The organism is Streptococcus sp. HF-2466, assembly GCF_015594645.1.
In the GTDB taxonomy this organism is placed as follows: domain Bacteria; phylum Bacillota; class Bacilli; order Lactobacillales; family Streptococcaceae; genus Streptococcus; species Streptococcus anginosus.
The window spans coordinates 51740-66301 of sequence record NZ_JADNQU010000006.1; the positions used below are offsets into that span (position 1 = coordinate 51740).

A 14562-nucleotide genomic window follows, 5' to 3' on the forward strand; every position below is an offset into this window, starting at 1 on the left:
ATAGTACAAATATAAAAAACGAACAATTTTGACATTCTAACTAACAGAAAATCAAAATTGTTCGTTTTTTATATTTCTTGCTGGCCTTTTGTTGCCGGTTCATCTCATACTCAATGAAAATTGAAAAGTTTTAAAGGTATTCGCTGTGTGAAATCTAACTATCTTTTCTATAAAGTCAGCTTAGACGAACGATTAAAATATCTTGAATCTACTTCGTATTTACTCTTCATTTAAAGACTGATATAATAATCATGAAAGCGCTTGTAAATTTAATCTTAAAAAGGAGAGCAAATGATTTTGGAAACAAGAAATATTGCCATTCAAGATACTTATGGTGAGCGATTCCAGCATTGTTGGGGATGCGGTCCTAAGAATGAGTCAGGCTTGCATTTAAAAACTTATCCTAGTCTAAACGGAACTAGCTGCATTAGCAAGATAACACCAGCTCAACAGTATACCGGTGGTGTTCCAGCTAATCTATTTGGCGGTATGATTGCCATGATTTTTGACTGTCATGGTACCGCTTCAGCAGCCTGGTTTGCTCATCAAAATAAGGGCTTAGATTTGACAGAAGAAACGGTTATTGGACGATTTATCACAGCTCGCTTGGAAATAGATTATAAAAGTCCAATGCCCATTGATGAGGAAATTACGGTCATCTCTCGACTTGAAGAACTAGGCCAAAGAAAATCCATTGTGACAATAGAGATGACAGTAGCGGGTCAGGTGCATGCCAAAGCTAGAATGGTAGCAGTCGCAGTGAAAGATAACATGTAGTATGTTTCGAAGATGAGACTACGCACTAAATTGTTGTTTCATTTAGTTCCTATACGGTAAACTTTAAAATAGTGCAAAAATGCTTTCTCTATAATATAATCAGAGTGAAAAATTATGGAATGTTAGTTTGTCTCTAACATTCTTTTTTGTGTTTAAATAGAATCATCATAGCTTATCTGATAAGAAGTAGATAGTAAACCAATCTCAGCGGAGAATGAGTAAGAATTATTGTTGCTTTTTGAGATGAACACAATAAATTACTAATCACAAAGATCTCACTAGGATTACACACCTAATGAAGATTTTATATTGGTTTGCATGGTTTTTTAAGCAAGTGTAGCAAAACCATGGAAGGTATTTTAGGATTTATCTATTTAAAATTTTTTTAATTATTTGAATAGTTATATGTTTAAACGGGGAAGGATAATATCTAAAAGTTCCCATTTTTCTCAGGACATAACCATTGAAATTTTGTTTAAAACGAAATACACTGTCAGAACCATCAAAATGACCAGTAATACCCAAAAGGTTGTAATAGGGAATACCTCGCTTGATTGATTCTCGCATTACATAATCTTGCAAAAGAGCGGGTGCGTAGAATTTGTTAAATTCAGGATAGGATCCAGAAAAGAGATAGACCGTCTCTTGGGGAGTGTATACAAAAAGACTGCCAGCTAATATTGTACTTTTGTCTCCATACTTTTTAATAGTTGGTATACTTCGTTTTTTCGTATTTCAAACGTTTCAAATTGACTAGATAGTTCTCGAAATTGATTCAGTTTTTTTTCAGAGGAATGGTTGTTTTCTTCAAGATAATTTTGTAGTAATTTAATCTTTTTAGATAATTCATCCTGATTATTTTGTAAATGATCCAGATAATTTTTGAAATTTATGCTCGCTATAATAAATTCTGCATTGCTTCCAAAGCTATCATAAAATTTTTCATAATAATCTAAAGTCTTATCATTATAGTTGCGACGTTCAGAAGTTGATGAAGTAATCTGCTTAAATTTATAAGGCTCATTACGTTTAAGTTTATGCAGTTCTATACCAAATGTTTTAGCCTTTTTGACTAATGATTTTCCTTGTTTAGTAAAAGACTTTAGTAATGTTTCTTCTGTTAAGTCATCTAGGTCTTTTACAAAATGCCAATCACCTTCACCTCCAGGATAGTCCTTTTGCAAGCCATCAAATTGGTAATTCAGGTTGGTGAGCATAGATACAAGTTCCTTCTTTTCAGTACTAATGGGCTCACCTTTACTACTGAAGACTTGATAAATATCATAGGGTTTCACAACCAGCTCCATAGCATTTAATTGCTTTGCATAGATTTTTAACTCTTCATAAAATTTAGGCAAGAACTCATAATTAGTGACAACAGGTCCAGAGTTGATTTCTAGGTATGGACCACCTGCCATTTTTGTACTAAATAATAATGCTGATACTTGTAATTGATTGTTATCAAAGAAGCCAATGAACTCAACATTATATCCTCTTTTTTTCAATAGAATAGACATTTCTACGGATTGGATAAAGGATTTTCGTTTCGCTTTTTGATAATGTTGCTTAAATGCTTCTTTAGTAATTATTTCTAAAGGCATTGTTCTGTACTCCTTAATCATTTGTAGGTTAATAAAAAGAGCTGGTGAAGCTACAGAATAAAATTATTTCTTATTTGAAAACGTTTTTATTTTGAACTATTTTATCACCCAGAATTTAACCCTGTCAAAATATTTACTCTTGAATTTTAATATTATGAGACTGTTGACTTACAAAATCTTGTATTTACAAAAGAATAGACAAACGAAGCCATAGGAAATTCAGGTTTCTTACGGATTTTATTTATGACTTAGTTGATAAAAGAAAATAAAAAAACAATCCAAAGGAGCATTTCCTCTAGAAAACAAAAGACAAACCTACCAAAATGGTGATTTGTCTACAGTCTGAGATATTAGTTTTATGACCAGCGTTTAGGCAATATGCTATCGTTTGGACCATGTCTGTGGCATAAAGAGCAGGATCATTGGGTAAATCTCTAAACGCCCTGCGATCATGGCAAGAGAGAGTAGGAGTTTGGAAATAGGACCAAAGATGGCAAAGCTATCAGTTGTTCCTAACATTGGTCCAATGTTGTTGAAACAGCTAAGAACGGCACTGACGACTGTCATCAAGTTATTATTATCTAAACTAACGATGAAAATGAGAAAGATGATAATCATCGTATAAAGTACAAGGTATTTTAAGATTTTATGCTGAGTGTCTTTGTCAATGACACTATGATTGACGTGCAGAGTCAATACCCGTTTTGGTGAGAGGGTGGACAATACTTGATTTTTAGCAATGCGAACCAGCATTAAGCAACGAACTACCTTTAAACCGCCGGCGGTTGAACCAGCAGAACCCCCTATACACATAAGAATGAGGAGGATGAACTGAGAAAAGAGTGGCCAAGCCGTGGTGTCTCCAAAACCAAAGCCGGTTGTAGTAATAATATTAGAGACTTGAAAAAATGAAATCTCCAAAGTTTGAGAGAGGTCTTGATAGATATGAAAGACATTAAGGCAGATGAAAATCGTTGCAGATGCTACAATAATGAGATAAGTTCGCAATTCTTCATCGCCAAAGGATGCTTTAAATTTCCTCAATAGTAAAAAGTAATAGAGATTGAAATTCACTCCAAAGATAAGTACTCCAAAACTGACTAGATACGTAATGAGAGAGCTGTTATAGTGAGCAATTCCGTCATTGTAGACACTAAAGCCTCCTGTTCCCGCTGTTCCCATGGCAATGATAAAGCTATCAAATAGAGGCATGCCTGCCAGATAATAAATCACTACAAAAATAGCAAAAAGTGCTAAATACAGCAAATAGAGAATTTGTGCAGTATCCTTTAATTTAGAGACAACTTTACCAAAAACAGGACCAGGGACTTCTGCTCGCATTACTTCCAAATGACCATTTTTATTATTTTCCATAATAGCAAGAGCAAAGACAAGTACTCCCATACCTCCGATTAAGTGGGTAAAACTACGCCAAAAGAGTAAGGAATGTGACAAAACAGAGACGTCTGGTAAGATAGAAGCTCCAGTTGTTGTAAAGCCTGAACTGATCTCAAAGAAAGCGTCGATGAGATGAGGAATTTGTCCTGAAAAAACAAAAGGAAGCGCCCCAAAGAAGGACCAAAGTATCCAGCATAAGGCGACAATTAAAACCCCTTCTTTGGCATAAATATGATGATTTTTGGGCTTAAAAGAACTGCCTAAAAGTCCGACTGCCAAGAGAATGCCAATTGTAGCGCTAATTGAGAGCAGGTTTTGATTGGGTTCATGATAGATAAATGCTACAATGAGGGGAATCAGTAGCAGTCCTGCTTCAATGATTAACAATTTTGAGAGGAGGAAACGAATCATACTTCTATTCATGGCTTACCTCTCTAACAAATCATATATTTGCGTGATATTTTGGATTAGTGTCGTGACGATGATTTGGTCGCCTATTTGAATGTGGTCTTCCCCCGTTGGGAAAATAGGTTTTCCATTTCGGATAATGGCAGCAATCAAGACACCTTTTTTCAGTTTGAGGCTGGAAAGTGGTCTTCCAGTCATTTTATTTTCTTCCTTTATTTGAAATTGCAGGGTTTCGATTTGTCCATTGGCAAGGTGGTGCATGGCTTGTAAATCAGAATATTGGGCATTCACACGTCCGCGGACAAAGTGCATAATCGTATCAACAGCGATTCTCTTTGGTGTTACAATGCTTGAAAATTCCTGACTGTCAATGATTTCAAGCAAGCTAGTCCGATTGACTTTCGTGATATTTTTTTGAATACCCATGCTTTCAAGGAACATAGATGAAATGATATTTTCCTCATCGACACCAGTCAAAGTGGCAACAGCGTCATAGTGCTGAGCACTTTCTTCTAGTAAAATGTCTTTTGCGGTACCGTCTCCTTGAACAATATGTAAATGTGGAAATTCTTGACTAAACCATTCAGCATGTCTCGGATTGATTTCAATCACCTTCAGTTTTATTTTGCTATTTTTTAGGATATTGAGTAGGTAATAAGCAATTTTCCCAGCTCCAATGAGCATCAGACTTTTTATGACTTTTGGTCGAACGAAATTATGGAAAAGAATAACCTCAACTCGGTTTCCAGTGACATAGATAGTATCATTCTGCAAAATGGTGATTTCACCGTCTGGAATGAACAATTGGTTATCGCGTTCGATGGCACAAATCAGAACATTTCCAAATTTTTTTCGGAATTGAGATAAAGTCATCTGGCAGAGGTTGCTATTTTGTTTGACTTTGAAGGCCATTAAACTGACACGTCCATTTGAAAAATGCTCCACAGAAAGCGCGTTAGGAAATTCGATGATATTTGCAATGTACCGGGCTGCTAGTAGTTCAGGATTAACAATGAGCGAAAAACCAAGAATATTTTTTTCTTTAAAATAAGAATTTGAATACTCTGGGTTGCGAACGCGAACAATCGTTTCTTTTGCTCCCATTCTTTTAGCCAACACAGCTGATACCATATTGACTTCGTCATGCTCTGTCATGGCAATAAAAATATCGCAATGCGCTACATCAGCTTGCTCTAAAATTTTAAAATTGGCACCGTTACCAACAATGCCCATAATATCATAACGCTTGGTGATGCGATTCAGTACGGCTTCGTTTTGCTCAATGAGAATCACATCGTGTTTTTCAGCCACAAGTGAACGACAAAGTGCAGAGCCTACTTTACCGCCACCAACGACAATAATTTTCATGTTATACCTCCCAAGTATATCCCTCTATCATACCCTTTTTTTACAAAAATTTCATCGTTTTGAAGAAAGAAAAAGAGATATTTTATTCAAAAGAGTACAGTAATTGAAAATAAAAAGATAAAACTTGAAAATTCATCATAAAAATCTAGAAAATATGAAAAAATAAAGCTTTTTTTGTTGACATGTGCTAAGAAAGTGATATACTAAGAAAGTACCCTCATTGATTTACCTCAAACCTGTTGTGATGTAAGTTAATGAGCCTTAAACCACGCTGTCTGCTGAGCTTGACTCCGGGCAGTGTGGCTATTTTTTTGCTTGATAGCAATCACAGCTCACTAAGATAGATGAGAAGGCTATAACATATGACAACATTTCAAAATCACATTGTTCTTTTTGAACCACAAATTCCTCAAAATACAGGAAATATCGCACGGACTTGTGCGGCGACTAATTCGCCTCTTCATATCATTTTACCAATGGGATTTCCGATTGATGACCGTAAGATGAAACGAGCTGGCTTGGATTATTGGGATAAGCTGGACATTACTTATTATGACAATTTAGAAGAATTCATGAGTAAAATGGACGGACAATTGTATTTGATTTCTAAGTTTGCGGAGAAGGTTTATGCGGAAGAAAATTTTGCAACTGCTGGAAATCACTATTTCATGTTTGGGCGTGAGGATAAGGGCTTGCCAGAAGATTTTATGCGTGATCATTCTGAAAAAGCCCTGCGGATTCCTATGAATGATGAACATGTCAGAAGTCTGAATTTGTCAAATACAGTCTGTATGCTGGTGTATGAAGCCCTGCGGCAACAAAATTTTGCAGGTTTGGAGCTAGTACATCACTATGCACATGACAAATTAAAATAGGATTTCTTAAAAGAATGGACGACATCGGATAAAATGCTTGCTCTAGCAGGCTTTTTTTGTTATGATTAAAGGGTCTTCAGGGCAGGGTGAAATTCCCGACCGGCGGTAATTTGCAGCCGTTGACAATCTTTTGTTTTTATATAGCGTTGTAGTTTCTTTGTGTACCTTTGAAACGCCACTTCATTTAAAAACAAAATCTTTGCCAACTGGATAGCTGTTTTAAGTCCGCGAGCGTAAGCTGATGTGGTGCAATTCCACAACCGACAGTACAGTCTGGATGGGAGAAGACGAAAGGCAATGAAGAAGGTCTAAAAGTACAGCTTTTAAATTTTATTTAAGGAGATTTTCTTATACTATTTCAAAGGTTCCGTTGATTTAGAGAAATCGTTCTTCAGCAAGCCTTCCAGCTTCTCTAATTTTTATAAATTGGAGGAACCTGTTATGACACATACACGCAAAATGGCTGTTGTTGCCATTCTTTCAGCAATTTCATTTTTGCTGATGTTCTTTGATTTCCCGATTTTACCGGGGGCTAGCTTTTTAAAGCTAGATTTCAGTATTTTACCAATCTTACTGGGATTAGTGGTGCTGGATTTAGGTGGTGCTTTGAGCATTTTATTGGTTCGTTCGGTGCTCAAACTGCTGCTGAACAATCAAGGCGTCAATACTTATATTGGCTTGCCGATGAATATCATTGCGGTTGCTGTTTTCGTAATTGCTTTTGCTTTGATTTGGAAAAAAGAGCAGACAACCGTTCGTTTTCTAATCGCTTCTGTGGTGGGGACGCTCGGATTGACCTTGGCAATGCTGATTCTCAACTATGCCTATGCTATTCCACTCTATGCAACATTTGCTAATTTTGATATTTCAAAGATTCTGGGCGTGGCAAACTATCTATTTGCAATGGTCATTCCATTTAATCTATTAGAAGGTGTGGTTTTTGCAGTTGCCTTCTGGCTGATTTATCTGCTTTTGAAACCAATTTTAATCAAGTATGAAAAATAAACAAACGTTTTTAACCAAGGGCTCTTTTGCCCTTTTACTTTTTGTGATTTTAGGATATGTTGTCAAGTTTCATCCTAATTATTTAAAAGGCTTTGATTGGCCAATTCAGACAATTTTGCGTGGAGATTTGCCACATACTTTGACATTTTTCTTTTCTAGCGTAACGAGTCTGATTAATACGCCCGTTATTATGACCTGGGTCGCAGTTTTGGCTGGTTTTTTCCTTTATAAGAAATGGTGGAGTGAGGCTATTCTTTTAATTGGGAATCTTGCCTTGACGGGGCTTTTAGTTGCTTTTTTGAAAAATATCTATCAACATTCGCGTCCTGCTATTCAACATTTAGTAGAAGAAGGTGGATTTTCTTTTCCGAGTGGACATGCCTTGGCTTCTACACTAATCTTTGGTACGCTGTTGATTATCGTTAGTCAACGAATAAAATCAGTGCAGACGAAGCGTATCTTGCAAAGTTTGATGATTGTGATGATTTTTATCATTATGACGTCACGTGTGTATCTGGGAGTACATTATCCGACAGATGTGTTGGGAAGCTTTCTCTTAGGTCTAGGAATTTTGCATGTTGAATTTCCTTATTATGATAAGTTGCGTTTTCAATGGCGTTTCAAAGGAAAACAAAAATAGCATTGCTACAAGGAAAAAGATGATGCAAAAAGTGTTAAATGACAAGTTAGTACATCAAATTTTATCAGTTGTGTCCTGTATTCCCTTAGGGAGCGTAGCGACATATGGGCAAATTGCGCAGTTAATTGGGCGAGAAAGAAATGCTCGTTTGGTAGGTCGCGTCCTGTCTCAGGCTGGACTTTATGGGAAGTATCCTTGCCATCGTGTGGTTAATTCCGCAGGACGCTTAGCGCCAGCGTGGGAGGAGCAGAGACATCTCCTTTGGGCCGAAGGAGTGACTTTTAAAACGAATGGCTGTGTGGATTTAAAAAAACACCAATGGAGGCCAACGGATATTAGTAAAGTGTAAATGGAACTCCGAGCGCGAGTTCTGTTTTATTTTGTGGTACAATGAAAGTTATGAAACCTTATAATTCTTTGAATGCTTATTATCGAAAACTATTTGGAGAGAAGACCTTTAAAGTTCCGATTGATGCGGGCTTTGATTGCCCTAATCGAGACGGAACGGTAGCTCATGGTGGCTGTACTTTTTGTACAGTGTCAGGATCTGGTGATGCTATTGTAGCGCCAGAGGCTCCTATCCGTGAGCAATTTTATAAAGAAATTGCCTTCATGCATCGAAAGTGGCCTGAAGTCAAAAAATATCTAGTTTATTTTCAAAATTTCACTAATACCCACGATAAGGTGGAAGTCATTCGCGAACGCTATGAACAGGCCATCAATGAGCCAGGAGTTGTCGGTATCAATATCGGAACTAGGCCAGACTGTCTACCTGATGAAACGATTGACTATTTAGCAGAATTGTCTGAACGCATGCATGTGACGGTGGAACTAGGCTTGCAGACGACTTATGAAGCTACTTCGCAATTGATTAACCGCGCACATTCCTATGAATTATATGTTAAAACGGTTCAACGCTTGCGGAAATTTCCAAAAATCGAGATAGTTTCCCACTTAATCAATGGTTTGCCTGGTGAAAGCCATGAGATGATGATAGAAAATGTTCGCCGCTGTGTGACAGACAATGATATTCAAGGGATTAAATTACATCTTTTGCATTTAATGACCAACACACGGATGCAACGAGATTATCATGAAGGACGCTTGCAGCTACTTAGCCAAGATGAGTATGTTTCTATTGTCTGTGATCAATTAGAAATAATCCCTAAGCATATCGTCATTCATCGGATTACAGGTGATGCACCACGGGACATGTTAATTGGTCCTATGTGGAGTCTCAATAAATGGGAAGTGCTAAATGCGATTGAGCAAGAAATGAACCGTCGTGGTAGCGTGCAAGGTTGTAGGGCAAAGGAGCAGCGATTTATATGTTAAGACCATTGCAAATGGCACATGCCTTTTTAGAGGAAGTAGTGACTGATGAAGACATCGTTGTTGATGCCACTATGGGCAATGGGCACGACACGCTTTTCTTGGCACGATTGGCTAAAAAAGTGTATGCTTTTGATATTCAAGAGCAAGCCGTTGAGCAAACTACCAAGCGCTTGGCAGAAGCTAAATTGGACAATGTTGAATTGCTTCTAACAGGTCACGAAAATGTGGATCAATATGTTGTAAGTATTAAAGCAGCTATTTTTAATCTAGGCTATCTTCCGTCGGCAGATAAAACAGTGATTACGCAGCCACATACAACTATTCAGGCTTTGGAAAAATTATGTCAGCGCTTAGTAACTGGCGGTCGGATTGCAATCATGATTTATTATGGACATACAGGTGGCGATGTGGAGCGAGATGCAGTTTTAGATTTTGTCAGTCAATTGCCGCAGCAGGAATTTACTGTCGCCCTTTATAAAACAATCAACCAAATCAACCAGCCCCCCTTTTTAGTGATGATTGAGAAATTGAAAATGACCTAAGTGGAGAGAAAAATGGATAAGCAATATCTACATGAAAAATTGAACTGCTTGCGCAGTCAATATCTAGATTCAACCAATGGAGAAATCTTAGCAAAGCAAGTAAATGATGCGCAGATGAGCAAAAAAATGCTTCGGATTAAGAAAAAATTAGTCAATCTTGAAATGGAGCGCTGTCAAAAAATGATTGAGCATCGTGATTTATCGAAAATAGAGCAAAAAATCTCCGAGCAGAAGATGCTTTTTGAAAAATGCTGTAAACAAAAATAAAGGAGGAAAATGTGGACTTACTCCTTTATATTATTATCTTTTTATCTGTTCTGATTGTTTCAAATGCCACCAACAAGCTATTTCCAAGCTTGCCAACGCCACTCATACAAATTCTATTAGGGATTGGCTTGGGATTTTTCATTCCAGTTGGAACGTTTCATTTAGAGACGGAGCTGTTTCTAGCTTTAATCATTGGACCGCTACTGTTTCGAGAAGCAGAAGAAAGCGATATCACCAGTATTCTTAAGCACTGGAAGATTGTTGTTTATCTGATTTTTCCAGTTATTTTTCTATCAACTTTGAGTCTTGGTTTTTTATCGCATTGGCTATGGGTGTACCTTCCTCTTGCAGCTTGTATCGCGGTTGGAGCCGCCTTGGGTCCGACTGATTTGGTGGCTTTTGCGTCCTTATCTGAGCGCTTTACCTTTCCAAAACGTGTAGAAAATATTTTGAAAGGGGAGGGCTTGCTAAATGATGCGAGTGGTTTAGTTGCCTTTCAATTTGCCCTGACGGCTTGGACAACAGGGAAATTTTCAGCTCAAGAAGCCAGCATCTCACTTATCCTTTCAATCATTGGCGGTTTTATCGTGGGTGGTTTGACTGCTTTTTTAAATCGTCAGTTGCAAAAGCTACTGTATACGGTGCGAGCCTCAAACACAGCAGGAGAACTGTTGTTAGAATTAAGTTTACCGTTGTTGACATTCTTTTTGGCCGAAGAACTCCATGTATCAGGAATTATTGCAGTTGTCGTGGCAGGGATTTTTAAGGCTAGTCGTTTTAAAAGGATTACTTTATTAGAAGCTCAAGTTGATACCGTGACAGATACGATTTGGCAAACTGTCACATTTATGCTGAATGGATCGGTCTTTGTCATTTTAGGAATTGAGTTAGAAACGATAGCTGAACCCATTTTGAAAAGTCCTGTTTATGATAATCTCCGACTCCTTCTAACGATTCTTTTGCTGACGATTGTGCTATTTGCCATTCGTTTTGTCATGATTTATGGCTTTTATTTCTGGAGAAGTCTGCGTTTGAAAAAGAGAATGTCGAAATATTGGAGAGACATTGCTCTGTTAACTTTTTCAGGCGTAAAAGGAACAGTATCCATTGCAACTATTCTCTTGATTCCAACAGCTTTAGAGCAGGAATATCCTCTTTTGCTTTTCTTGGTGGCTGGAGTTACATTGCTTAGTTTTTTGACAGGACTGGTAGTGTTGCCTCGTTTATCAGAAAATAAGGAAGAATTATCAGACTACCTCATGCATATTGCTATTTTAAATGACGTTGTCCAAGAATTAGAAGAAGATTTGAAACATACCAAAGTCAAAGCTCCGCTTTATGCGGCTATTGATAATTATCATGGACGAATCGAAAATCTTATCTTGGAGCAAGAAGGAAGATCTGTTCAAAAAGATTTGACAGATTTACAATTGCTGATGCTGAGTATCGAAAGTGACGGTTTGGAACAGGCTTACGAAGAAAGAAAAATAAGCAACCGTGCCTATTCCATTTACCAACGTTATTTATGGAATATGGAGCAAAGAATCAACCGCAACCTTGCTTCGCGCTTCACTTATTTTTTGATTAGCTTTTTCAGAATGACTCGCTTATTGCTGCATGAGATTGTTACATTTGGCTCTACTTTCCGTAATTGGCTCAATCAAGATAGAGCAAAGCCTAGTAAGGCTGAAAGAGAAGAGATTGCCGAACTGTATCTAGCCAATACAGAAGTAATTATCGGGAGTTTAGAAAATCTGAAGGGTGTTTATAATACTGCGCTTATCAATTTCTTGCAAGATTCGCGTATTCGTGAGACAGCAATTATTGAAAGCAGTGCTTTTATTGAACGGGTTATCACGCGTATCAAACCGAATAATATCAAGGAAATGCTACGAGGCTATTATTTGGAGCGGAAGATTATTTTTGAATATGAACACGAAAAGCTGATTTCAGCTAGTTATGCAAAATTTCTCCGTCAAAATGTCAATAATTTAGAAAATTATTCTCTCAAAGAAACCGCCAATACATTACCATACGACATGATGAACTATGTCAGACAGAAATAAAACGGGAGTGGATTGAGCACTTAGTTGCGAATTCACTCTTTTTTAAACAAAAAAATAAGCCTTGACAGGCTTATTTAGTTGGGATGGATATTTCAATGAGGTTTGTTGAATAGAGTGTCTTAATTCGAGAAGCATCAATCGATTTTGTATCAATTTTTCGTTTCAAAAAAAATTCTCGAATTTTTTCAACTTCTTGTTCGCGAATGGCGCGGTGTTTATTTGAAATCAGAATTTCATAATGAAAAGGTGCTTGCGTAAAGACGACGTCTGTATTTCCAGCGGAAAAAGTCTCAACTAGTGTAGCATCTGTACTTTCTAATTGACTTTGTACAAGGCGTGCATGGCTGTTTGTCGTGTTAATAAGCTTCATCTGACTTCCTCCTATATTCTATTCCTATTATAGCACTTTTTCATAAGAAATGTGAACAATTTCTCATACTTTATGATTCTTTTTCCACATTTCAATTCCCCATTTATGACTGCCACGTTTTAATTTGGAAATAGCTTCTTCGATTGGAAACCAGACGAGCTGATTAAAATCTTCTAAAGGTGCCTGCGATTGCTCATACTGGCTTACTTCATAAATGTAAGCAGGGTTATAAAAATAGGTATCGCGGTGGCGAGAATAAAAATATTCATCTGCTTGTCCGTAATATTGACCGATTTGAGCAGTAAAACCAAGCTCTTCAATCAGTTCACGTTTTAAGGCAGTCAAGCGATCCTCATCTTGCTCAATCTCGCCTCCGGGCAAGAACCAAGCGCCGTTGGGGGCTTGCACTAAAATTATCTTTTCTTGCTTTTCATCTGGAATAACTGCATAAACGCCATAGCGATTCACATATTGAACGTCTTCTTGCTTTTCTCCAAAAGTTGCGACTGTCATATCGTTTCCACTCTTTCTTATATGCTACTAATATCATAATGCAGAAATCAAGTGCTGTCAAGGCTTTCAAGCATTTTAAGGTTCAAATTTGAAAATATCTGCTGTATATAAATTGAGTACTTTTTCAAAGAGAAGACGGAAAAGAATGGCAACGATTGTTGGGATGACAAGCCAAGCTAAGATTGCCAGTCCCATGGAAAGTCCGCCTGTAACAGAAGCGAAGAGTCCAGTCAGACCAACTAATCCAAAACCTGCTGATGCAGGCGTCCCGGTAATGGTGAAGAGGGGAACCAATAGTCCAGTTACAACAGAAGTTGCAATGATAGGAACATAAGAGATTGGATGTTCAAAGACATTGGTCATCATCATTTTCATTGAACCAAGGGCGACAGCAGCAGTTACACCAGGTTTATTGACGAAGAATGAATGAACAACAAGTACGATACAAGTTGTTCCGACCCCCATAGCAGAAGCACCGGCAGCGAGTCCATTTAGTCCAATGGCAAGACCGATTGCAACAGTTGAGATTGGAGCCACGATTAAGATAGCAAAAGTAACACAGATGAGAACACTCATTAAGTAAGGCTGAAGATCCGTAAAGTAGATGATTCCTTGCCCAATTAAGCTAGAAATCATTTTGACATAAGGAAGTGTAAATAGCCCCACAGTCGCAAGAAGCGATCCAACGATTGGCAGAAGAACGAAATTAAAGGATTCAAATTTTCCTTCTAGCCAGAGCAATACGAGAACGCTAAGGGCACAAATTAGCATGACATTGATAATGTCCCCTGTACCGGTCGTGTAGAATCCAGTAACCATTTTGTTTGCAGTTGCGGTAATTTCAGCAGGGGCTTTTTGCTTTTGAACATATCCTAATAACTCCGTTGCTCCAGCTAGTTTGCTAGAAGCACCAGAACTAACAAAAGCAATGGCTGTCAGAAGCGCAGCTTTCATTCCTTTGAAATTAAATTCCAAGGCAACCAGCGTTCCAATTACGGCAGATAAAGTGGCTTGGAAAAGAACGTTAGCCACATTCCAAGTTGCAAAGAAAGTATTATTTTTGAAAAAGTCTAAAGAGAAAATAATGGCAAAGATACAGTTAGGCAGCAAAGCTACAATAACACCGATTGCGGTTCCGTTTAGAACTTTATGCAAAAATGATTTAGGGATAAGTGATGCGGTTGTGTTTTCTTTTGTCATAAAAAACTCCTTTATTTTTGAAAAATAAAATCCGCCTTATCCCAAATGAGAATAAGGCGGAGTCATGTAAAAATGGAGATGATTATCCCATTTTAAAACGGTAGCTACGCCTTGATAAGATACTATAAATAATGATAATAATATCTATAATCAACATAACGTAACTCCTTTTTTATTTTTCTTGTTGTCTATTATAA

Annotated in this window: 14 protein-coding genes, 1 pseudogene and 1 riboswitch; of the genes and pseudogenes, 9 read left to right on the forward strand and 6 right to left on the reverse strand. The window is 37.5% G+C overall.

Annotated elements, in window-relative coordinates:
• Positions 1 to 291 precede the first annotated feature (291 nt).
• On the forward strand, positions 292 to 777 hold the full coding sequence (locus IYQ91_RS06175) for an acyl-CoA thioesterase (RefSeq protein ID WP_195673367.1): 486 nt from the start codon (positions 292 to 294) through the stop codon (positions 775 to 777).
• 366 nt (positions 778 to 1143) lie between these two features.
• Here the strand turns inward: IYQ91_RS06175 and IYQ91_RS06180 are convergent.
• The 3 genes and pseudogenes from IYQ91_RS06180 to trkA form a co-directional block, all read right to left on the reverse strand.
• Positions 1144 to 2399 (reverse strand): annotated as a pseudogene (locus IYQ91_RS06180) (aminoacyltransferase).
• A 360-nt stretch (positions 2400 to 2759) separates the two neighbouring features.
• The gene (locus tag IYQ91_RS06185; protein ID WP_126467475.1) at positions 2760 to 4199 is read right to left on the reverse strand and encodes a TrkH family potassium uptake protein; all 1440 of its coding nucleotides are present in this window, start codon (positions 4197 to 4199) and stop codon (positions 2760 to 2762) included.
• 3 nt (positions 4200 to 4202) lie between these two features.
• Positions 4203 to 5552, reverse strand: coding sequence for a Trk system potassium transporter TrkA (trkA, locus tag IYQ91_RS06190; protein WP_195673368.1), 1350 nt, complete (start codon positions 5550 to 5552; stop codon positions 4203 to 4205).
• A gap of 362 nt (positions 5553 to 5914) precedes the next feature.
• Here trkA and IYQ91_RS06195 point away from each other — a divergent pair, with 362 nt between their 5' ends.
• From IYQ91_RS06195 to IYQ91_RS06230, 8 genes are all read left to right on the forward strand, one after another.
• Positions 5915 to 6427, forward strand: coding sequence for a tRNA (cytidine(34)-2'-O)-methyltransferase (locus IYQ91_RS06195; protein ID WP_195673369.1), 513 nt, complete (start codon positions 5915 to 5917; stop codon positions 6425 to 6427).
• A 68-nt stretch (positions 6428 to 6495) separates the two neighbouring features.
• Positions 6496 to 6720, forward strand: a riboswitch (FMN riboswitch).
• A 148-nt stretch (positions 6721 to 6868) separates the two neighbouring features.
• On the forward strand, positions 6869 to 7432 hold the full coding sequence (locus IYQ91_RS06200; protein ID WP_003023663.1) for an ECF transporter S component: 564 nt from the start codon (positions 6869 to 6871) through the stop codon (positions 7430 to 7432).
• On the forward strand, positions 7422 to 8072 hold the full coding sequence (locus IYQ91_RS06205; protein ID WP_106101019.1) for a phosphatase PAP2 family protein: 651 nt from the start codon (positions 7422 to 7424) through the stop codon (positions 8070 to 8072). Before IYQ91_RS06200 ends, IYQ91_RS06205 begins: the two co-directional genes overlap by 11 nt.
• 22 nt (positions 8073 to 8094) lie before the next feature.
• Entirely contained in the window at positions 8095 to 8421 is a 327-nt protein-coding gene (locus IYQ91_RS06210) for an MGMT family protein (protein WP_106101018.1), read from the forward strand.
• 41 nt (positions 8422 to 8462) lie between these two features.
• The gene (locus IYQ91_RS06215) at positions 8463 to 9407 is read left to right on the forward strand and encodes a TIGR01212 family radical SAM protein (protein ID WP_106101017.1); all 945 of its coding nucleotides are present in this window, start codon (positions 8463 to 8465) and stop codon (positions 9405 to 9407) included.
• Positions 9401 to 9949 (forward strand): tRNA (mnm(5)s(2)U34)-methyltransferase, encoded by a 549-nt coding sequence (locus tag IYQ91_RS06220; protein WP_106101016.1) that lies wholly within the window; start codon positions 9401 to 9403, stop codon positions 9947 to 9949. The genes IYQ91_RS06215 and IYQ91_RS06220 overlap by 7 nt, the downstream gene beginning before the upstream one ends.
• A gap of 12 nt (positions 9950 to 9961) precedes the next feature.
• Entirely contained in the window at positions 9962 to 10216 is a 255-nt protein-coding gene (locus tag IYQ91_RS06225) for a hypothetical protein (RefSeq protein WP_003023671.1), read from the forward strand.
• A gap of 11 nt (positions 10217 to 10227) precedes the next feature.
• Entirely contained in the window at positions 10228 to 12282 is a 2055-nt protein-coding gene (locus IYQ91_RS06230; RefSeq protein WP_195673370.1) for a cation:proton antiporter, read from the forward strand.
• A 70-nt stretch (positions 12283 to 12352) separates the two neighbouring features.
• On the opposite strand, the gene IYQ91_RS06235 is transcribed toward IYQ91_RS06230, so the two are convergent.
• The 3 genes from IYQ91_RS06235 to IYQ91_RS06245 form a co-directional block, all read right to left on the reverse strand.
• Complete coding sequence (locus IYQ91_RS06235; protein WP_003023675.1) at positions 12353 to 12652, reverse strand: DUF1827 family protein; 300 nt, start codon at positions 12650 to 12652, stop codon at positions 12353 to 12355.
• Between the two features lie 63 nt (positions 12653 to 12715).
• Positions 12716 to 13165 (reverse strand): NUDIX hydrolase, encoded by a 450-nt coding sequence (locus IYQ91_RS06240; RefSeq protein WP_003030217.1) that lies wholly within the window; start codon positions 13163 to 13165, stop codon positions 12716 to 12718.
• A 75-nt stretch (positions 13166 to 13240) separates the two neighbouring features.
• Positions 13241 to 14365 carry a PTS sugar transporter subunit IIC gene (locus IYQ91_RS06245; protein ID WP_195323173.1) on the reverse strand — a complete coding sequence of 375 codons (1125 nt, stop codon included), beginning with the start codon at positions 14363 to 14365 and terminating at the stop codon, positions 13241 to 13243.
• Between the last annotated feature and the right edge of the window lie 197 nt (positions 14366 to 14562).